The 20,076-nt window shown below is 38.2% G+C and carries 17 protein-coding genes and 1 pseudogene; 6 read left to right on the top strand and 12 right to left on the bottom strand.

What is annotated here, in order from left to right:
- The first annotated feature begins 4 nt into the window (after nucleotides 1-4).
- From WA249_RS07080 to proB, 3 genes are all read left to right on the top strand, one after another.
- Entirely contained in the window at nucleotides 5-679 is a 675-nt protein-coding gene (locus tag WA249_RS07080; RefSeq protein WP_336167402.1) for a hypothetical protein, read from the top strand.
- A gap of 182 nt (nucleotides 680-861) precedes the next feature.
- Nucleotides 862-2,082, top strand: a complete 1,221-nt coding sequence (gene cgtA, locus WA249_RS07075; protein ID WP_336167400.1) for an Obg family GTPase CgtA — start codon at nucleotides 862-864, stop codon at nucleotides 2,080-2,082.
- Nucleotides 2,083-2,097: 15 nt separating this feature from the next.
- A complete protein-coding gene (gene proB / locus WA249_RS07070; protein WP_016137396.1) occupies nucleotides 2,098-3,231 on the top strand; it encodes a glutamate 5-kinase in 1,134 nt (377 codons plus the stop codon).
- Between the two features lie 27 nt (nucleotides 3,232-3,258).
- Here the strand turns inward: proB and WA249_RS07065 are convergent, their stop codons facing one another.
- Nucleotides 3,259-3,915, bottom strand: coding sequence for an HAD-IB family hydrolase (locus WA249_RS07065; RefSeq protein ID WP_336167397.1), 657 nt, complete (start codon nucleotides 3,913-3,915; stop codon nucleotides 3,259-3,261).
- Complete coding sequence (locus tag WA249_RS07060; RefSeq protein WP_336167396.1) at nucleotides 3,882-5,090, bottom strand: DUF1615 domain-containing protein; 1,209 nt, start codon at nucleotides 5,088-5,090, stop codon at nucleotides 3,882-3,884. The genes WA249_RS07065 and WA249_RS07060 overlap by 34 nt, the downstream gene beginning before the upstream one ends.
- An 83-nt stretch (nucleotides 5,091-5,173) precedes the next feature.
- On the opposite strand from WA249_RS07060, the gene dusB reads away from it, so the two are divergent.
- The gene (dusB, locus tag WA249_RS07055; RefSeq protein ID WP_336167395.1) at nucleotides 5,174-6,199 is read left to right on the top strand and encodes a tRNA dihydrouridine synthase DusB; all 1,026 of its coding nucleotides are present in this window, start codon (nucleotides 5,174-5,176) and stop codon (nucleotides 6,197-6,199) included.
- Between the two features lie 37 nt (nucleotides 6,200-6,236).
- On the opposite strand, the gene WA249_RS07050 is transcribed toward dusB, so the two are convergent.
- Both WA249_RS07050 and WA249_RS07045 read right to left on the bottom strand, forming a co-directional pair.
- Nucleotides 6,237-7,283 carry an NAD(P)H-dependent flavin oxidoreductase gene (locus WA249_RS07050; protein WP_336167393.1) on the bottom strand — a complete coding sequence of 349 codons (1,047 nt, stop codon included), beginning with the start codon at nucleotides 7,281-7,283 and terminating at the stop codon, nucleotides 6,237-6,239.
- A 117-nt stretch (nucleotides 7,284-7,400) separates the two neighbouring features.
- The gene (locus WA249_RS07045; protein ID WP_336167391.1) at nucleotides 7,401-8,102 is read right to left on the bottom strand and encodes a VIT1/CCC1 transporter family protein; all 702 of its coding nucleotides are present in this window, start codon (nucleotides 8,100-8,102) and stop codon (nucleotides 7,401-7,403) included.
- Between the two features lie 271 nt (nucleotides 8,103-8,373).
- On the opposite strand from WA249_RS07045, the gene WA249_RS07040 reads away from it, so the two are divergent.
- Nucleotides 8,374-9,591: a tetratricopeptide repeat protein gene (locus tag WA249_RS07040; RefSeq protein WP_336167389.1), complete on the top strand. Its 1,218-nt coding sequence runs from the start codon at nucleotides 8,374-8,376 to the stop codon at nucleotides 9,589-9,591.
- Nucleotide 9,592: 1 nt separating this feature from the next.
- Nucleotides 9,593-10,740: pseudogene (wecB, locus tag WA249_RS07035) on the top strand (non-hydrolyzing UDP-N-acetylglucosamine 2-epimerase).
- On the opposite strand, the gene WA249_RS07030 reads toward wecB, so the two are convergent.
- From WA249_RS07030 to WA249_RS06995, 8 genes are all read right to left on the bottom strand, one after another.
- Complete coding sequence (locus WA249_RS07030) at nucleotides 10,725-11,645, bottom strand: hypothetical protein (RefSeq protein ID WP_336167387.1); 921 nt, start codon at nucleotides 11,643-11,645, stop codon at nucleotides 10,725-10,727. The pseudogene wecB and the gene WA249_RS07030 sit on opposite strands and share 16 nt — an antisense overlap.
- Complete coding sequence (locus tag WA249_RS07025) at nucleotides 11,623-13,467, bottom strand: hypothetical protein (RefSeq protein WP_336167382.1); 1,845 nt, start codon at nucleotides 13,465-13,467, stop codon at nucleotides 11,623-11,625. Before WA249_RS07025 ends, WA249_RS07030 begins: the two co-directional genes overlap by 23 nt.
- Nucleotides 13,468-14,718: a glycosyltransferase family 2 protein gene (locus tag WA249_RS07020; protein ID WP_336167380.1), complete on the bottom strand. Its 1,251-nt coding sequence runs from the start codon at nucleotides 14,716-14,718 to the stop codon at nucleotides 13,468-13,470. It abuts the gene before it with no gap.
- On the bottom strand, nucleotides 14,705-15,601 hold the full coding sequence (locus tag WA249_RS07015; protein ID WP_336167378.1) for a hypothetical protein: 897 nt from the start codon (nucleotides 15,599-15,601) through the stop codon (nucleotides 14,705-14,707). The genes WA249_RS07020 and WA249_RS07015 overlap by 14 nt, the downstream gene beginning before the upstream one ends.
- Nucleotides 15,601-16,344, bottom strand: coding sequence for a hypothetical protein (locus tag WA249_RS07010; protein ID WP_336167376.1), 744 nt, complete (start codon nucleotides 16,342-16,344; stop codon nucleotides 15,601-15,603). The genes WA249_RS07015 and WA249_RS07010 overlap by 1 nt, the downstream gene beginning before the upstream one ends.
- Nucleotides 16,345-16,535: 191 nt before the next feature.
- Nucleotides 16,536-17,978 (bottom strand): cryptochrome/photolyase family protein, encoded by a 1,443-nt coding sequence (locus WA249_RS07005; RefSeq protein ID WP_336167375.1) that lies wholly within the window; start codon nucleotides 17,976-17,978, stop codon nucleotides 16,536-16,538.
- A gap of 117 nt (nucleotides 17,979-18,095) precedes the next feature.
- Nucleotides 18,096-18,578, bottom strand: a complete 483-nt coding sequence (locus WA249_RS07000; protein ID WP_016137410.1) for an FKBP-type peptidyl-prolyl cis-trans isomerase — start codon at nucleotides 18,576-18,578, stop codon at nucleotides 18,096-18,098.
- A gap of 135 nt (nucleotides 18,579-18,713) precedes the next feature.
- A complete protein-coding gene (locus tag WA249_RS06995; RefSeq protein WP_336167372.1) occupies nucleotides 18,714-20,000 on the bottom strand; it encodes an NAD(P)/FAD-dependent oxidoreductase in 1,287 nt (428 codons plus the stop codon).
- Between the last annotated feature and the right edge of the window lie 76 nt (nucleotides 20,001-20,076).

The raw sequence follows: 20,076 nt of genomic DNA, 5'->3' as shown, positions 1-20,076 counted from the left end.
GCTAATGTTTCGTTCACTCAAGAGTATGCTCATCAGTTTCATTTTAATGACGATCCTCGCCGCGGTTATGTTTTGGGTATACCTCAATATTCAAGCTAATTTAGTCGTTTCGGCTCATAATGCAGATATTACTTTACCTGACTCTTTAGAAACAAAGATTCAGGTTGGCAATACTTTGCAAGTTCAGTCTATTGGTAAGCTTGATACAACGTTAGATATAGATCGACAACTGACTCTACCGCTAAAAGGGAAATATCTGGCAGACTTAAATTTTGCCGTAGAGACACCAATTACAGTAAGTGTTGATTACTCAACAACGCTAAAAATTGATCAGGTTATGCCGCTCGAAACAACGACAGATTTGATCTATCAAAATAAATTTTTGCCAAAATTCCCGCTTAAACTGGATATTCCCATCAAGTTGGATGTTCCTTTTAATTTAAAACGTAGTTATACCATTCCAGTTAAAATTGTTTTTGATGGTCCTGTTTATTTTGAATTTGATGAGCCAGTAAAATTATCGGTTAAACACCAGTTTAAACCAAGTCTACAAGTGAATGACCCTATGGAAATGGGGAATGTCTCTTCATTTAATGCCATTATGTATAATTCAGTTCCAAAAACAAAAGCAAATCTTGATATGCAAATGACCTTGCCTCTACGTAATGTTCATCCTTAAAAATTAAATAGTCATCCTGCATTTTATTTTGATTAAAGCTCGTATTTGTCAATCTAAAATGCTTTTGATGACTTAAAGATGAAAACAGATCGTTATAAATAGGAATTGTCCCATTTTCTATTCGAGAATTTTATGAAAATATGGCAGAATAGGCGGTTTTAAAGTTTTTAGAGGATTGGCAGATGCGCTTTGTTGATGAAGCAGTCATTACCGTAGAGGCTGGCGACGGTGGCAATGGCGTAGCCAGTTTTCGCCGTGAAAAATTTGTACCATTTGGTGGCCCAGATGGTGGTGATGGCGGACGTGGTGGAAGTATCTACATTCAAGCTGATGATGATACGAGTACGCTAGTCGATTACCGTTACACACGTAAGTTCCGTGCTGAGCGCGGGAAGAATGGTGCAGGCGCTAACTGTACCGGACGTGGTGGTGAAGATGTGGTTTTAAAAGTACCCGTTGGTACAACAATTGTTGATACAGATTCAGGCGATATTATTGGCGATTTGGTTGAAGACGGCCAAAGAATTCTGGTTGCAGGTGGTGGTGATGGTGGTTTGGGGAATACTCACTTTAAATCATCAACTAACCGTGCTCCGCGTAAATGTACGACAGGCATCAAAGGTGAATTCCGTGAAATTCGCCTTGAATTAAAAGTGTTGGCAGATGTTGGTCTACTGGGCATGCCAAATGCTGGTAAATCAACCTTTATTCGTGCTGTAAGTGCTGCAAAACCAAAAGTAGCAGACTATCCATTTACAACTATGGTTCCAAACCTTGGTGTTGTAGATGCTGACCGTCATCGTTCATTTGTAATGGCCGATATTCCTGGGTTGATTGAAGGTGCAGCAGAAGGCGCTGGTTTAGGAATTCGTTTCCTTAAACATTTGGCACGTTCGCGTATTCTTTTACACATTATTGATGTGCAACCAATTGATGGTTCAGATCCGGCGCATAATGCAAAAGCAATTATGAACGAGTTAGCTAAGTTTTCTCCTACTTTAGCTAAACTACCGATTGTTTTAGTACTGAACAAACTTGATCAGATTGCTGAAGAAAGTCGTGAAGAGTGGTGTCAGCATATTCTAGGTGAACTAGAGTGGACTGGACCTGTCTTTAAGACCTCAGGCTTATTAAGCGAAGGAACGAAAGAAGTTGTTTATTACTTAATGGATCAGCTTGAACAACAACGTGAACGCGAAGTTGAAGATCCTGAATATGCAGCAGAAGTAAGAGCCTTCCGTGAACAACTAGAAATTGAAACACGTGAACAAACCATTGCGGCAAAAGAAGCATATCGTGCTATGCGTCGAGCACAACGTCTTGAAGGCATGTTGGGCGATGATGATGATTTTGACGATGATGAAGACGACACTGATGTAGAAAGCATCTACGTTCGTGACTAGAAAACCGAGGAAAACATGATAGAAGTGGTCGATGGGCAACGTCAGCTCAGTGAGTGTAAACGAATCGTTGTTAAAATCGGATCATCTTTACTCACAGCCAATGGGCAAGGTTTAGATTTGAATGCTATTTCGCATTGGGCGAAACAGATTGCAGATCTACACAATGCCGGACACGAAATTATTTTAGTGTCGTCTGGAGCTGTGGCTGAAGGTATGGTTCGTATGAAGCTTGCGAGTCGACCCACCGATCTACCCAGTCTGCAAGCCTGTGCTGCGATTGGGCAGATGGGTTTAATTCATACTTGGTCTAGTGTGCTTGAAGAACATGGCATTCGTACTGCTCAGGTTTTATTGACACATGATGATCTAGCGGACCGCCGTCGTTATTTAAACTCATGTGATGCGTTGCAAAACTTGATTGATTGGCGTGTGATTCCGGTTATTAATGAAAATGACACGGTATCTACCGACGAGATTCGCTTTGGTGATAACGACACTTTAGCTGCGATGGTTGCAGGTCAGGTGCATGCAGAATTGCTGATCATTTTAACTGATCAGCAGGGCATGTTTGACTCAGATCCGCGTCATAATCCTGATGCTAAACTACTCTCTACTGTTCGTGCCATGGACGATGTTTTATTCGAAATGGCTGGCGGTGGTGGTGTACTTGGCAGAGGTGGTATGGTGACTAAGGTTCGTGCCGCACGTTTAGCTGCTAAGTCGGGTTGTCCAACGCTCATTGCGAGTGGCGAAAGTGATAATGTCTTGTCACGTGCTATGGCTGGTGAAATGCTAGGTACGCTGTTTACTACAGATAAAGACCGTATGACTGCTCATCAACAGTGGCTCGCTGCTCATTTACAGACGGCAGGTCGTCTTGTAATTGATGATGGCGCCATTGAGGCGATTAAATTGAAACATCGCAGTTTACTCCCAGTTGGGGTTAAAACTGTTGAAGGACATTTTGATCGTGGTGATGTAGTTGAATGTGTAGATAAACAAGGTAAACGTATTGCAGTGGGTCGAGTGAATTTTAGCTCACGATCTGCTGAAATTATTAAAGGCTTGGCCTCTGATAAGGTTTATCAAGTACTTGGTGAAGCCCGTTCACTTGAAATGATTCATCGTGATCATATGGCGATTTACTAGATTATTGTAAAATTAAAAAAGCTCGCTTTATGCGAGCTTTTTTTCTGGCGTTAACCGAGGTAGAACACGGTCTTCACCCACCATATATGGATGCGTCGCGAGACTCAACATATCTAGGTCTTCTGAGCTATTACCATACGCATAAATTTGATGATAATGCTGTAGCCTATATTGCTGATGTACTCTTAATTTCTTTTGTTCACTACTACAATCTGGCGTGGAGTAGTAACCCGTCATTATGCCGTCTTTAATTTGAGTTTCGGTACAAATTAATTCGATATCTAGTAACTTGCAAAGTGGGGCAAGGTAGACATCAATTGAAGCCGAAACCAGTACCACCCGATCACCACGTAACTGATGATGCTGTAACTGTGCGAAAAGTTCAGGTGAAAGTGCAGAGACCAACTGTTGTGCGTATTCTTCACCTAATCTTTGCAGTTCAATTGCGGGGGTATCTTTGAACATGCTGCGAAATAACTTGGCGCGCATAGCATGGGCTGGGTAAAAGTTAAGATAGTAGGCTTGAATCCATGGCAGGATTTTTAAGCTTTGTTTAACAATGTGGCGTTTAGACAAAGCATAAAAGATAAACCCTGTAAAACTGTCTTTGCTACACAAGGTTCCATCAAAATCGAACAGGGCGAGACTCTTTATAGTCTTATTCGTTTCGCTCTTTGCATACATGATTCATATCGTCCGTTTACGCGGGTTGCATACCAGTTGGTATTATAGTCACGACTTAATTTAGGCCCAGAAATTATCACTTGCGGCATAATGGCATAGATAGGTTCTTTACCTGTCTTAGCTTTATAGAGTTTAGTTAATGCAATATAAGTTTGTGTACTCTCAAACTTTTTCTCTTTTTCTAATTTTAGATCATCACGAAGTTGTCTTGGTGTAATTAAAACATTATTTTTAGTGAATACATTTATTAATTCTTTTTCTGATTCACTCAGAACTGCGCGTGGATCACCAGATTTATCATAAAGTAATAAATCACCATCTAAAGTAAGCTTAGCCTCAGTAAGATCATCTAGCATACTTTGAAAAGCAGCATTACGGCTAGAATACATGCCTGAGTTATAGTCAGCAAAACGGTAAATGGCTTTATCATAGTCTGCTGGATATACCATCAAACGGTGAATACCATAATATAGACCACCATATTGCGTATAAAGATCATTTCTAAGATCTGCAATATTCATACTAGAACGTTTATGCGCTTTAGCATAATTAATATGGACTTGCATTGAGCCGAGCGTAGTGATTGGATTCATTTTTTCGCCAATATCTTGTCCAACCAGTTTAGCTGCTCCAGTTAAAGCACTGACATGATAATGTTGAGTCATAAAATCAAAAATTTGACGATAAAGTAAGTCAAGATCTTTTTCAGTTTTAACTTTACCCATCTGACTCATATAGTTGTTGTCAGGAGAAGGCTGGTTTTTTAATACTTCTTCAAAATAACCTGCAACGGTTCCACCAATTTTCTGACCAAGTTTATCTTCAAATTTTTCATTTAAACGAGTACTAACTTCTGCAACTGCTTTTTTACCTAGGCCAGGTACTACAGGATTAGCAACAAAGTTAGATTCCTGATCCACAATAGCGACAATACTGCATACATTTTGTTTGGTTTTAGGAATTTTTAATTCCTGCATAATATCATCAATATCTTTTGCCCATGACTCACGATCATGCACACGCGATGGAATTAACTTTTTAATGTGTTGGCTTTCTAAAGCAGGCTCGTCATTTTTTGACCACCAGCCTTTATCTCCACAAGCGGCTAAACTCATGCATACGGCAACCATACCGAATGATTTTAATAAAAAACGGGAAGATAATGGTTTGTTCATGGCGAGGAGAGCACCTGCATAAAAAGATGAGCCGATCAAGCGGATGAAGTATACTATGTTGATCATCAATTGTATGAATATATATGTATATTGGTCCCTATCAACTGTCAAATAATTTAATCGTTGCTCCTATGGCGGGGGTCACTGACCGTCCATTTAGAACACTCTGTAAGTATTTTGGTGCAGGCCATGCAGTCAGTGAAATGATGACTGCCGATAAGACTTTGCAGATGAGCAAGAAAAGTCTCTACCGTGCAAATTTTGATGGGGAACTTGCTCCAATCTCTGCACAAATCGCTGGTTCTGATCCTGAACAGTTAGCTGATGCTGCACGTCATCAAGTGGCAAATGGTGCACAAATTGTTGATATTAATATGGGATGTCCTGCTAAAAAAGTATGTAATAAACTCGCAGGTTCAGCCCTATTACAAGATGAAGACTTGGTTGCCCGCATATTAGATACCGTTGTTGCAGCAGTTGATGTTCCTGTTACATTGAAAACCCGATTGGGATTTTTAAATGGTCAAGAAAATATTTTAAGAGTAGCAAAAAGGGCAGAAGATGCGGGAATTGCCGCGCTAGCCTTACATGGTCGTACACGTGAAGACATGTATTTAAATACAGCTCGCTATGAATTAATCAAACATGTCAAAGAATTAATCAATATTCCGGTGATTGCAAATGGCGATATTGATAGTCCTGAAAAAGCAAAATATGTGCTCGATTATACAGGGGCAGATGCGATTATGATTGGTCGCGCCGCACAAGGCCGACCATGGATTTTTCGTGAAATTGCTCATTATTTAAAAACTGGTGAACACTTAGCTGCTCCTAATATTGAAGAAGTTAAAGATGTACTTTTAGGACATTTGTCTGAGTTGTATCAGTTTTATGGTGAATACTCTGGATGCCGTATTGCCCGTAAGCACATTGCTTGGTACACCAAAGGTTTACGCTCAAGTAATGAATTCCGCCAAAATATGTATAAAGTTGAAAGTACTGCTGAACAAGCATTAGTGGTTGAAAACTATTTTAATCAGCTATTGGCTGAAGGAAGTTTGATGAGTGATGTACAAGTTGAGCAGATTAATTTATTGCAAACTCATTAAAGAAAAAGCCAGTATATGTTTACTGGCTTTTTAAAATTTACTCATCTTCTAGCATTTCTACGACTAACTGATTAACTAAATCGGCAGCAGCTAATTCACGTATTTGTGAGACATTACTACCTGCCCAAAAAGCACCGAAGCCATAGTCTTTATTCTTACTTGCAATTGCATTGAGTTGCTTGGCTAAATCATAGGTATATGGATATTCTGGTTGAGGCGGTCGATTCGGTAAATCAACTTGTGTGTGCCAATGGTTGAGCAGGCCGCGGGCTGGACGTCCAGAAAGACTGGCACTGATTTGTGTCACAGGCTCATTAAATAAAGCTTTACGGTATTCGACAGATGCATTTGAAGATGGACATTGAACGAAAGCAGTTCCGAGTTGAACAGCTGTAGCTCCTAAGCTCAACATATGTCGTGCTTGTGCACCGTTCATAATGCCACCAGCGGCTACTACAGGTCGTTTGCAATGTTTGACAATAAGATGTACTAAATCACTCGTTTTAATCGCTGCATCAAAGGTCTTGTTAAAAATCCCTCGATGCCCGCCTGCTTCAATACCTTGAGCAATAATAATATCGATACCAGCCACTTCAATGGCTTGTGCTTCAACTAAATTGGTAGCAGAAACCATAGTGATAATTCCGGCATCTTTTAATGCCTGAACTTGATGCGGATGGGGAATGCCAAAATGAAAACTGACAGCTTTGGGTTTGGTTTCTAATACGACATTTAGAAAATCATCGTTATCAAGAAAACTTGGATAAATACAGTTTAGGTTTTGAGGAGGCTGTTCTCCGAACTTTTCAAACTGTGGACGTAAATATTCAATCCATTGTGCTGAGGTTTGAGGATTAAGTTGTTCGGGCTGATGGCAGAAAAAATTAACCTGAAACGATTTCTCTGTAAGTGTTTGGGTTTTTAAAATCTGTTCGCGCGCACTTTGCGCCGTATTTGCTCCCAGCCCTAATGACCCAAGACCACCCTGATTAGAAACTGCTGCGGCAAGTTCAGGTGTAGACACACCCGCCATAGGAGCAAGAAAAATTGGATGTTTAATTTCAAGTTGTTGTAACAGGGTCATTTTATTCACCTCATTTCTTTCTCTTCACCATAACGTGAAATTAGAACCAAGAGCAAATAATATTGGGTATTTAGTTTTTAAATATTTATTTCTTAAATAGTTAAAAGTTCTGGTTTTTTAAAGTGGAGTAACATGAAATAAAGATCCGATCCAGCTTGAAAAAGCCATCGCTAAAATTCCCCACAAGGTAATGCGTAAACTTCCTTTCAGCTTAGAAGTACCTGCGAAATGACTTGATAGTGCCCCTAAAAAAGCTAATGAAATAATGCCAAATATTAAAACTGTTTTTTCGATCCATATATCAGGACTGAGTAAAATAGCGAGCATAGGAAATAATGCCCCAAATGAAAATGAGCCAGCTGAAGCTAATGCGGCTTGAACAGGATTTGCAGCAGTATTTTCATGAATACCAATTTCATCACGCGCGTGAGCACCTAAGGCATCATGATTTGTAAGTTCAGTCGCAACTTGTCGAGCTAAATCTGGTGCTAAGCCTCTAGCTATATAAATTTCGGTGAGCTCATCCAATTCACGTTGCGGATGTTTTTTGAGTTCTTGTGCCTCAAACTTTAAGTCCGCTTTTTCAATATCTTCTTGTGATTTTACAGAAATATACTCTCCGGCAGCCATAGAAGTTGCACCAGAAATTAAACCAGCAATACAGGTAATAAGAAGCGTATGAGCAGTGGCTCCACTTGCAGCCATTCCCATGATTAGACTAGTAACAGAAATAATTCCGTCATTAGCGCCTAAAACGGCTGCCCTTAACCAACCTGAGCGGTGAATAAAATGATGTTCTGGATGTTGGGAGAAGGACATGACTTTACCTTTTTTAGTTATAAATTTTTATCTTATCCTATAAGATTATTTACAATAATACGATTAAAAAATGTGTCATTATAGGAAAAACAATCAGATAACTACTTTTTAAAACATAATATAAAAGGAGATAAATAAAATGAACGACTTAGAGAACCTAGCCTACTTAACCAAACAGTGTAATTTATGAGTTTAATTATAATATTTATTGATTAAATTTTTAATCTTACTTCTGCACAAACATTCTATCCACTTTCCTTTAGAGGTCTCAATGAATAACAAAACAATAAAATCTCTAACCCGTTCCTTCATCGTTATTGGTTCGATCTGTCCAGCTTTAGGCCTCTTAAACATGGAGACTACATTTGCCCAAGAGATTGTTAATCAAGAATATAAACCAGGTAATCCAATTTATGATAAATGGGACCAATTTTATAAAATTGAGAAGACTCAACCTGAAAATGCCGAGAAGTTATTATTAGAACTTGGCGAAATGACACCTCAAGATATTAAAGTCTGGAAAAGTTTAACCTATTTACAGATTAGGATAGGGAAACAAGAAGCAGCTTTGCGAAGTTTAAGAAAAGCAGAGGCATTAGATCCTGCCGACGATAATTTAAAACTCCAAGAAGCCTATCTGCTTAACTCTCAAAAAAATAATAAAGAAGCTTTGGTGGTTTTCAAGGGGCTTACGCAATCTAAAGATGCTGATATTGCCAATAAAGCGACACAGGCTGTAAAAAATCTGAGTGGTGGCGAGGTCAAAACTTATTTCCGTGATGTTTATTTTGCACCTTCATATGAGTCACGTTACGACGACGTTATTTTTCCTTTAAAAGTTCGGTATGGTAAAAATATCGATAATGGACGAGCTCAAGTCTACGGCTTTCTTAATTTAAACCGCGATACTAAATCTCAGGGCGGGGTACGACCTGAAATTATTGACGAGAATGCAGTAACACTAGGTGTGGGTGCTAATTATCAACCTTGGACTACAATACCTGTGCGCATGTATCTGGAAGTTGGTGGAAGCTACGATTTGATTGATCGAAACAGAGATAAATTTCGTGAAAGTGTTGTAGGTGGTGTAACGGGTTACCAAGAATGGTATTCGCAATCTAACTGCAATCATACACTTTGTTTAGATAATTACTTTACTGACCTATATGGCAATGTCGCGACCTATTCGAGAGAGGACTATAATGTTATTGGGGATTTACGTTTACGCACAGGTTTAAACCTATATAAAGGTGAGAATGGGACTGTGCAGGCTTATGTGAAATTGCATGGTTTAGCTGACAGTAAAAATGAATATTACAATAATTTATTTGAATATGGCCCAGGTCTTTCATGGCAGCCCTTTAATTATCAACCAATAAAACTACGTGTTGAACGACTATATGGCAATTACTTTAAAGATGTGCCAGTAAATACGAATGATCATTACAACAATACCCGAGTAGAACTCGTTTTTTATAAGGATTTTTAAAATGAAGAAAATTTTTATATCTATTGTATTTGGAACCCGCCCTGAATTAATTAAACTTGCCCCTGTTATTTTATTGGCAAAACAAGATTCACGTTTTCAAGTTGAAGTCATTTTTACTGGGCAACATGATGAATTGGTGAGAGATGCAATAGATTTCTTTGGGGTTGAAATTGACCACCGTCTTAAAATTATGAATGCCGGACAAAGTTTAAATCAGTTATTAATACATGGTTTAAGTCAAATCGAACAGGTATATACAGATGGTCAAAAAAGAGATGCAATTGTTATTCAGGGTGATACAACGACTGTTTTAGCAGCAGGTTTAGTCGCGTTCTCAATGAAAGTTCCTGTTGCGCATGTCGAAGCGGGTTTACGTTCCTATGATTTAGATCATCCTTTTCCAGAAGAAGGGAACCGTCAGTTAGTTTCTCGTATTACCAAATGGCATTTTGCTCCGACTGAACAATCAAAAAGAAATCTACTTAATGAGCAAATTGCGCCAGAACTCATTACAGTTACAGGTAATACCGTTGTTGATGCCGTATATTTAGGGCGTAAATTAATTTCTGAAAAATCGGGTTTGAAAAATCAGCTTGAACCTTATGGAATTCAATTAAAGCAAGATGACAAAGTTGTGCTTATTACGGCTCATCGCCGTGAAAACTTTGGAGATGGAATTCAAAATATTTGTAATGCGGTTGAGCATTTAGCCAACAACCATCCTGATTTACATTTTATTTGGCCAGTCCATTTAAATCCAGCAGTACATGATGTAGTGCATAATAAGTTTAAAGACCATCCGCAAATCCATCTTGTTAAACCGTTAGATTACCCAAGTTTATTAGCTGTTATAGATCGTTCTACTTTTATTTTGACAGACTCGGGTCGGGTGGTCTACAAGAAGAGAGCCCCTCATTTAATAAGCCCGTTTTAATTTTGCGAGACACCACAGAGCGACCAGAAGTTGTTGAAGTGGGAGCAGGCGTTTTAGTGGGTACAAACCAACAAAAAATTATTGAAGAAGCTGAGAAACTTTTAACGGATCCGCAGCACTATGAAAAAATGGCACATGTCGAAAATCCATTTGGTGACGGGCAAGCTGCTCGGCGTATTCTTGATCAAATTGCGCATTCTTATGAATTAGCATAGTGATAAGTTAAAGATCTATTCTCACTTATGGCGGTATTGTTGCTGCCATAAGTGAAGCGATACCACAAGCTCACAATATTGACGCACCACCGACTCATATAGTGAGGCCCATCAAAAATATAGACGGTTTTTCCTTCATATGCTTTCAGTTGAGAAATAATTTCCCAAGGATATGCTGCTCTAAACTGGCCATTCTTTTTAACTCTGAAGGCTTCTAGTACTATAATTACTTTATCTTTTCCAAGCTGTTGTTCAAGTTGATCTAAAATATGTTTGGCTTGCTGGGGAGACCGTACACCTACACCAACTCCGTCTTGGAAGAAAACGCCATTATGTTCTGGTAACCAGCTTTTCACCCATAAATCATAATGTTCGGGTTCGCGTTCGCCACTATAAATACTCACCCAAACTGGTACTGGAAATTTACTTAAAACCTGACCTAAGGCACTTACTCTTAACCAGGTCGGATCTGCTTCCACTGGGAAATAATAACCTTTAGGTACAGTTTTTTGCTCTTTTATAATTTCGGCAGATTTTTCCCCTAACTCAATTACATTTGCTCGAGCTTTAGGTTCATTATATTCACCTGCTAAGCCCAAGATTAAATTTTTAGCCCATGGCTTTTTTTTAATTTTTTCTAAATTAATTGCTTTTTCCCATTGTGGAAAATTTGATTCTTTCCACCACGATTTAGACTCAACAACCGACCACTGAGGAACAAATGTGTTGACACCTAAGTGGTGCCAGTTTCCCTCTGGTGGGGTAGTGTTATTGTCAGGTTGCCAGAAAATGCCTTCAATAATGGGCGGTTGTCCATTATTTTTGAACAACCCCGCATAAGCTATAACACTACATATTATTAAAATAATAAAAGCAGCTATTTTAATTGGTATCTGTTTTTTCATTATTTCGTCTTAACCAGTACCACAAAAAGATAATTATTATCATAATTGCAGAGATAATCACAACTAATAAGAAGAAAGAAGATTGTTGGACTAAAGGTGCTTTTTGATTTCCGACAATGAGCTTTTGTAAAACATAAATATCGCCATTTTCTGAAACTAGCATTTTAGTCACATTGTTTGGAATTTTATGCTGAATAGTTCCCCATAAATGCATAAATGTTTGTGCACCATTTTCAGAGTCGGTAATGATATCAAAGCGGTTATTGTTATAACTGACAATAAAACCATTTGCTGCCGCAGGTGCATAAATAATATCTTGATGCATTAAGATTTGTTGCTGATAAATCTCTTTATTGACTCTCACATTAATCGCTTGAGGAGAGTTTGGTGAAAAACGTACTAGGTTTAGCGGCATTGGTGCCTGAGTAAGCAGCATATTTTTAGCGACTTGCCCTAAAATAATGGCAATATTTAGTGCCCCAGATTGATCATCAATTGCAATGGTTGGTTTAGTAGCTAGCGTCATTGAAATTGCAGCTACACCATTTTTAAGTTTATGAGGCAGTTTTACCGTTGATTTAGCGGTATCTACCCACAGTGAGCCATGAGCATTCGGTAAGCATTGAGAATTGGCAATAATTGAGTTTTCTAGTTTTAAGCTAAAGTTTGTTGTATTTGAAATTTCCTTGGCAAAGATGTTGAACTGCCGGTTTACGGGATCAGAAGCAAGATCCGCCGTTTTCATACTACCGGCAAGGCCGCCATCAAGCCAAGCAGTGATACTAGATCCTTGTAATAAACCACTTTGAATACGAAGTGCGATTTGTCCCTGTAGGATATCAGTAGGTTGCCATACTGCCGGAAAATCAAGGAATAGGTTCTTTTCAGCGTGATTGAGTCTAAAGTCATCAATACCCAAATCTGCAAGCGTATCAATTTTTCTAAATTGAGCCCATGCTGGTGCAGAAATTGTAGTTGGGAAAATAGCACTGCCTGTGTCAAGCTGCTGTACATATGCTGGATTAATTAGTCCATTAATTGCGGCTGTGAGCTCTTGAGGTGTGTGGTAAGTAATAGATAGCGTCGGTACACCTTGTGCTGGTTTTGCAATTTGTACCAATGCTCCACCTTTGAGTGGCGTAGCTGAGTGAATCACTTCAATAATAAAGTTTGTTTCAGGGTTTAGGTTTGTTTGGCCTGAGTCTACCCATTCAATTGGTGTTACGGAACTCCAAGAACTCGCTAGTCGAGCTAGCAGGGATGCTTCGGTAATTTCTTTACGGTTATATTTTAAAATTCCAACAAATGGAGTAGGACGTCTAGCTTGCGGATTAAATAAGGCATCAGGCAAGTCTTTTAAACGGTATATATCTCGAATAGGGGTAAAGTCGAGTTGGGAGTTACTCAAATAGGTTAAATGATCAATATCTTCAGTACAGAATGTTTCTTTTGTCTGGTTGAGAGTCGTCGGCTTAGAATATTGCTGAATAACAAAGTCTAAACGGTGAAAACCACTAGGGCTGGCAGGAATATTAAATTTAAATTGGCCATCACCATTAAGCGTCGTGTTATAGATGAGCTTATCGTCATATTTTACGAGTAATGTTGTGTTATTTTCAGTTGAGTAGTCACTAGAAAACTGGATATTTTGCCATTGGGCACCTTTTCCAATATAGAAAAAATGAGGCTCGACGGTATATTTAGTCGAGGTACTAATATCATCTAGTTTCCATGTATATGCATGAGCAGACATGGCTAGTAAAAAACTGGTGCTGGCAAGGAGCACTTGAGCTGTTTGGTAAAGATCGAAAGTCTTTTTCATTTATTTTTTCTCCTTGCTACGTTCCGTTTTGTACCATTGAAGCGAATTGCCCTGTATTTTATTTTTCAGCATGTCATATGCGGCTTTAAATACAATAAATAGAAATATTTGTGAGTAACTTACATAAGATAAAACAGAGTAAAAATAGAGTTCTGGTTTGACCTTTTCTAAAGAAAGAGTAAACCACATTTGTGCAACGTACAGGCAAAATGAGAGGCCCCACAGTAATGTGAAGGGACCGGGAACTGAAATGCCAGCTATACCCAGTAACCCGAGCGTCAAAGTAATATGACTCCAGATTAAAGCAGGTACGAAAAGTATGTAGCACATAATGTTGTTTAGAATTTCAATTCCAATTGGAAAAGGCGTTCTTAAAGCTACAGGTAAATATTTACGAGTCACATAAAAATTACCTTGAGTCCATCGTGAGCGCTGTTTAACAAATACACTCAAAGAGGGGGGATCTTGCTGCCAACCAATTGCATAGGGTACCCATTTAATTCGTTTTTGGCCGATAAAAATCCGGAAGCTCATTTCAGTGTCATCGACCAATGACTTTTCATCAAAACCACCCAAGGTTTCTAATGCATCACGCCAAATGACATAGTTGGTACCCATCAACGTTGATAGTTCAAACTGTTGCCAACGACCACCTTGGAAAATCCATTGGAAAAAGATGAACTCAATGGCAATAAAGCGAGTCAAAATACTATCTTGCCAATTACGGGTTCTTACTTTGCCATTTACGGCCACTAATTTTTTATCTGCAAGTAGCGTTTGAGCTAACAAGCGTACGCAATCTGGTTCAGGTGTACTGTCTGCATCATAAACAACAATGAGTTCACCTTTGGCATGGGGTAAACCATTATTCAGTGTTCTAGATTTACCTTTGCCTCCCATTCCTTTAGGAACGTTGACAATTTTTATGCAAGGATAAATCTGCGCTAGATTTTCGGCAATTTCTAGGGTGTTATCTTTAGAACCGTCATTAATGAGCAAAACTTCATAAGCTTCGGCTGGATAATCCTGTTGAGCAATCGCATGTAAAGTATCTTCAATGACTACACCTTCGTTATAGGCAGGAATCAAAACACTCAAAAAGGGCCACCTATCGGGCACAGGCAAGTTCTGCAATTCTTTTTCTGCTGTTTTTGAGTATTTCCAAGCCTGATAACTGAGCCATGCCCAAAATGCTTGAGGAATCCAGATTCCTAAAAAACCAAATAGGAAGAGAATATCAATGGGAGCCATTTGATTTAACCCTCCTAATAATAGACGAGATCAGCAATAACAATAAAATCACCCCGATGACCAAGGAGATCCATGAAACATAGCTGCCGAAAGTACCAAGAAGGTCAGGATAGGTACTTGTTAAAATAAGATCGAGTGGCACAACGATTGTGCTTAAACCAATAAAAATATACCCAAGAAAACTAGTGCTTACATGATCGGGAGTACTGATGTAATTAATATTATTAAATTTCCATGAAATACCGAGTTTAGGATATCGAATATTTGTGGTGGGTAGATCAGCAGGAGGGTTAACAATAATTTCATAACCCGAAACATGACCATTAAAATTTTTAGCTGAATAAAATAAGTGCTGCTTTTGTTTAATCTCTCTAGAGGGCAGCGGAAGTTCCTGTGGATTAAACTGAACAATATAGCTGCCAGCAGTTTGAGAAATTAAATTTTCATCCCAACCTGTTGAAACAAAAGCAGCCATAGGCCGTAAACCAATTGCAGTTGAAAATGTAGCTTTGGCTGCAAAATATTGAGGTTGTTCCGATTTAAAAAGTACTATCGGAATTGCACCTTGGTTGACTGCTTCTTTTAATAAGAAATAGTGAGGAAAGCCAAATACTTCATCTGGTAATATGATGCCAGGCTTAATTCCTTTACGAATAAGCTCTTGAAAACTATCTGAACTGATTTGGTCAATTGTAAAGACAGGCCACCATGTGTCCTGTGATGGGAAAAACATGGAAAGGTCATTAATACTCTGAACTTCTGTTTTCGTTTGTTCAGATTTAATTTCACAGTGATAATATTGACGATAGAACTGTTGTAAAGTGCCATCTGGATATTGACTAGAGGCAATAATAATTCCACAAATATTAAGAAGATTAGACATTAAATAATCTCCTCTTCAGGTGGAATCTGAATAACTTTATATTCTACCTCAAGCCGTAAAGTCATAATTTCTTTTAGCTTTTTAATAAATTCAGGTTCTTCTTCTGTTTTTTGTTTACGAATCACAATGCTGTATATCGTTTCTAGGTCATCATCGGCAAATTGGAAAATAATTTCTTGTGGGTGATGTTGGCTCAAAATTTTGATCATGTCATTTTGAGTGGTTTTCCATACATCATCGCCTAACATTTCTTTAATTAAGCTTCGGTTGAGAACCCTAATTTCAAAGACTTCATAGTCTTGTATGTGGTGATGATCAAGAAGTTTAAAGAAGCTACTTTGGAAATACTTGAGTGCGCTAATCGGGAAAATATCACGTCGATAATTTCGATCATAACTTTGTATATCACGGTATTTTTGGACGTTAATTTCAATATTGTGGCGTACAGCACTAAGAAAAAGAGGAATCAAGGGAATAATAAAAAGTAAAAGGAGCTGACGTTCAATATGTGTTTGTGATCCTAGATCGAGTAGAAAATATACTGCAACACCTACGAAAGCGATTAAGCCAACAATTAAAGATGCGCCAACTTCTAAAAAAGCCCCAGAAATTAACAGAATAAGAATGAAAATCCAGCTTCCTCGGAAGCTTACAGGCAGCCATTCATATGCCACCATCCCCATAAATAGATGAGCTGCGATAATCCATAAGACGAGTGTTCTTCCTGGGTTCTTTTGTTGCATGCGAGCTCTCGCTACCTTTTTGTAATGTTAATTTTTATACTTTTATAATGAACTGTGATGATTTTTGAATTTATTGTTGTGTTTGTCCTTTTATAAATCCCTTTGGTATTATTTTTAGAGTAAAGTCACACTATAGTCAAATATTGTTATTATTTTTAATTAAAAATAAACAGATAAGACGCAACTCTTATCTAAATACTCTTGAATGTTTCAATTGCTTTAATCCGAGTTTCCTTTAAATCAACTATCGGTTTTGGATAATTCAATTGAAGATTAGTTTTAGCTGAGTAGGGTTCATGAATCATTTTATTGTCTAGATGAGCTAATTCATCCACCCATTGACGAATGTAGTCTCCGTTTGGATCAAATTTCTTAGATTGAGCAATAGGGTTAAAAATTCGGAAATAGGGTACAGCATCAGTTCCTGTCGATGCACACCATTGCCATCCACCGTTATTTGCTGCTAAATCACCATCGATTAAGTGCTCCATGAACCATTGTTCACCAACTCGCCAATCGATGAGTAAGTTTTTACACAAAAACATAGCGGTAATCATGCGGACTCGATTATGCATCCATCCTGTTTTTTGTAGCTGACGCATGCCCGCATCAATAATCGGTATACCTGTTTGGCCAGTTTGCCATGCGATTAGGTGCTCTGGATTATGATTCCACTTAATTTTCTGAGTATCTTTTTTAAACGGAATGTGTTTAGAAACATGTGGAAAATCAAATAAAATATGCTGATAAAACTCTCGCCAAAGCAGTTCATCTAACCAAGTCTGCTGACCTTCGTTTGCCAGATGAAAGTTCCCATGTTGAGCTCGGAAAAGGGCTTGTAAACATTGACGAATAGACAAAATTCCAAGATTTAAGTAGGGAGAAAGTTGGCTGGTTCCTTTTACATTTGGAAAGTCACGTTCTAATTTATAATGAGATAAATGATCTTCAATAAATAAATCGAGCTGCTCCAGAGCAAAATCTTCTCCGGTAGGCCATAAATCTTGTTGGTCTTTAGAAATAGATGAGTCAAAAAAAGCTTTGATATCATCTAGACTTAAACTTTTTATATTTGAAAAAGACTCTGGATTGGCTTTCTGCTTTTTAGGAATTGGATAGCACTGAGGCAAACCGCTTATATCTAGTTTCGAATAACATGCTTTTTTGAATGCACCGAAAACCTGATAGGGCTGCTGTGACTGGTTGCGAATGGAGCGTAAAGGAAAAATCGTACGGTCATGAAATAAAAAAAGTTCTTTACTCTGCTGGTTTAAAGTCTGTTGTACAGTTTTATCTCTTTTCAACTCATTCACGCCTACTTCTATATTTGAGTAAACATTTTCGATATGAAGTTGATGTGTGAGTTCGCAAATATAATCTGCAATATCTTTCCAGTAAGGAATCACTTGAATAATAAGTGGAATATTAAGCTGTTCTAATTCTTTTTTAAGTTGTTGAAGCTGACGTAAATAGAAATTAATTTTTATAGGTGCATCGTGATGTATTTTCCATTGCTCAGGCGACAAAATAACTAACCCAATTGAAGGTCCTTGTTGGCAAGCATGCCATAATGCAGCATGATCCCGAACTCTCAAATCCTGACGAAACCAAATAAGCTGATTTACGTTTGACATGAAAGATACCCTTATAAAGTTGAGTGAGTTAGAGGTTTATTATCAAGATATTATATAAAAATAAATACATAAAAAAAGCAAAGCCGAAGCTTTGCTCTTATCATCTTTAAAGATGAATTAGTGGTGGTGACCACCTGCACCGTGTACGTGACCGTGATCTAATTCTTCTTCAGAAGCTTCACGGATTTCTACGATTTCAACTTCAAAAGTTAAATCTTGACCAGCAAGTGGGAAGTTAGCATCAACAACAATGTTGTCGCCTTCAACAGCTTTAACAGTTACGATCTGAACGCCGTCATCTGTTTGAGCTTGGAATTGCATACCAGGTTGAATGTTTTCAACACCTTGGAACATTTGAGCTGGAACTTCTTGTACTAGGTCTGGGTTGTATTCGCCATAACCTTCAGCTGCTGGTACATTAACAGTGAATTTTTCACCAACAGTTTTACCTGCTAATGCATTTTCTAGACCAGGAATGATATTGCCTGCACCGTGCAAATAGGCAAGTGGTTCACCTTGAGATTGATCAAGTGTTTCACCCTCAGCGTTTGTTAATTTGTAGTGGAATGAAACCACGTGGTTATTTGCAATAGCAGTCATGTTTTTGATCCATTCAATCAATTAAAGCGTACATCATAAAGTGAAAAATAAATTTTGTAGACTACAAAATCTTAATCTTTGTCACTTTTTCTGATGCGTTTTTATATAAATAGGGATGAACTTAAAAAATTCAACTTAATACAGCTTAATTTTTGGACGTACACGTCTTGTAAGTAAATCTTTCATTGTGAGTAGTCCAGCTTGAGTGTATCCATGAATCGTTGCTTGATGTAAACGATACAAAGATACGTACATGGTTTTTGCAATATAGCCTTGTACACTCACATCACCAAGTAATTCTCCAACGGCTTTATTACGACTTAAAGACACGAGCGAACCTTTGTCGTTAAACGTGAACATAGGTTGTGAACGATTGTTTAATCGAGCAGCTATAGCATCGACTAAAAAGCTCGCTTGTTGGCTTGCAACTTGAGCACGTGGGCCAAGTGGCGGGTGTCTTGCATCAAGTTGGCAATGAGCACAGTCACCAAAGGCAAATACATTTGGATCGGAATAGGTTTGCAAAGTTGCATAGACCATTAAACGGTTAATGTTATCGCGTTTAAAATCAGTAAAATTTTCTAGTACTTTAGGTGCTTTTACACCCGCGGCCCATACCGTAATATCGCTTTTTAATTGGCTACCATTACTAAAATAGATGCAATGTTCATCAATTTTTTCAACGCGATGTTGAGTTAAAATTTCAACGCCCATTTTTCTGAGTTGCTCGGCACTGTGTTCGGCAGTTTTATCAGTTAGAGCAGGTAGAATACGCTCAGAGGCTTCAATAAGCGTAATTTTAACTTGATTGGGATGAATCTTTTTTAAGCCATATTTATAAAAGTTTTTGGTAGTTTCAATAAGCTCCGCAGCAAGTTCTACACCAGTTGCACCTGCACCAACGATTCCAATATTTAAAGTCCGCTGATTTGGCTGATTTTGAGCTTCAATATAAAGATGTAATAAATCTTGCTGGAAAACATCGGCTTGCTTTCTGCTGTCGAGGAAATGACAGTTTTCACGTACACCCGTGGTATTAAAGTCATTTGATACTGAACCAAGCGCTAAAATAAGCGTGTCATAACTTAGTTCTTGCGGATGAGTCTGTTGATCCTTAGAAACTTGAGGAGGAATTAACTCAATTAACTTTTTATCTTTATGAACTCCAACTAATGTTCCGAGCACAAATTCGTAATGATGTTTTTCTGCATGGGCAAAATAGTTAGTTTGTTCTTCGTGGGGATTTAAAGAACCAGCAGCAATTTCATGAAGTAGGGGTTTCCAGATATGCGTTAGGTTTTGATCGATTAATGTAATCTTAGCTTTACCACTTTTCCCAAAAGTTTCACCGAGTTGTGTGGCAAGCTCTAAACCACCAGCGCCACCACCGACAATTACAATATGATGTAAATTTTGGGCCATTTTTATCACCTAATTATTTTTCTATAAAAAAAGATGGCTGAATTATGCCATCTTTTTTTTATAAAATTTATTGTGC

Source organism: Acinetobacter sp. 161(2023) (assembly GCF_037027805.1).
Lineage (GTDB): Bacteria > Pseudomonadota > Gammaproteobacteria > Pseudomonadales > Moraxellaceae > Acinetobacter.
Note: the sequence above shows the minus strand (reverse complement) of the source record. Positions and strands in the feature narration are given on the sequence as shown.

What these genes read in the sequence shown, in the direction of transcription:
- WA249_RS07080 (WP_336167402.1), top strand. Translation starts at nt 5, where the DNA reads ATGTTTCGTTCACTCAAGAGTATGCTCATCAGTTTCATTTTAATGACG.
- cgtA (WP_336167400.1), top strand. Translation starts at nt 862, where the DNA reads ATGCGCTTTGTTGATGAAGCAGTCATTACCGTAGAGGCTGGCGACGGT.
- proB (WP_016137396.1), top strand. Translation starts at nt 2,098, where the DNA reads ATGATAGAAGTGGTCGATGGGCAACGTCAGCTCAGTGAGTGTAAACGA.
- WA249_RS07065 (WP_336167397.1), bottom strand. Translation starts at nt 3,915, where the DNA reads ATGTATGCAAAGAGCGAAACGAATAAGACTATAAAGAGTCTCGCCCTG.
- WA249_RS07060 (WP_336167396.1), bottom strand. Translation starts at nt 5,090, where the DNA reads ATGAACAAACCATTATCTTCCCGTTTTTTATTAAAATCATTCGGTATG.
- dusB (WP_336167395.1), top strand. Translation starts at nt 5,174, where the DNA reads ATGTATATTGGTCCCTATCAACTGTCAAATAATTTAATCGTTGCTCCT.
- WA249_RS07050 (WP_336167393.1), bottom strand. Translation starts at nt 7,283, where the DNA reads ATGACCCTGTTACAACAACTTGAAATTAAACATCCAATTTTTCTTGCT.
- WA249_RS07045 (WP_336167391.1), bottom strand. Translation starts at nt 8,102, where the DNA reads ATGTCCTTCTCCCAACATCCAGAACATCATTTTATTCACCGCTCAGGT.
- WA249_RS07040 (WP_336167389.1), top strand. Translation starts at nt 8,374, where the DNA reads ATGAATAACAAAACAATAAAATCTCTAACCCGTTCCTTCATCGTTATT.
- WA249_RS07030 (WP_336167387.1), bottom strand. Translation starts at nt 11,645, where the DNA reads ATGAAAAAACAGATACCAATTAAAATAGCTGCTTTTATTATTTTAATA.
- WA249_RS07025 (WP_336167382.1), bottom strand. Translation starts at nt 13,467, where the DNA reads ATGAAAAAGACTTTCGATCTTTACCAAACAGCTCAAGTGCTCCTTGCC.
- WA249_RS07020 (WP_336167380.1), bottom strand. Translation starts at nt 14,718, where the DNA reads ATGGCTCCCATTGATATTCTCTTCCTATTTGGTTTTTTAGGAATCTGG.
- WA249_RS07015 (WP_336167378.1), bottom strand. Translation starts at nt 15,601, where the DNA reads ATGTCTAATCTTCTTAATATTTGTGGAATTATTATTGCCTCTAGTCAA.
- WA249_RS07010 (WP_336167376.1), bottom strand. Translation starts at nt 16,344, where the DNA reads ATGCAACAAAAGAACCCAGGAAGAACACTCGTCTTATGGATTATCGCA.
- WA249_RS07005 (WP_336167375.1), bottom strand. Translation starts at nt 17,978, where the DNA reads ATGTCAAACGTAAATCAGCTTATTTGGTTTCGTCAGGATTTGAGAGTT.
- WA249_RS07000 (WP_016137410.1), bottom strand. Translation starts at nt 18,578, where the DNA reads ATGACTGCTATTGCAAATAACCACGTGGTTTCATTCCACTACAAATTA.
- WA249_RS06995 (WP_336167372.1), bottom strand. Translation starts at nt 20,000, where the DNA reads ATGGCCCAAAATTTACATCATATTGTAATTGTCGGTGGTGGCGCTGGT.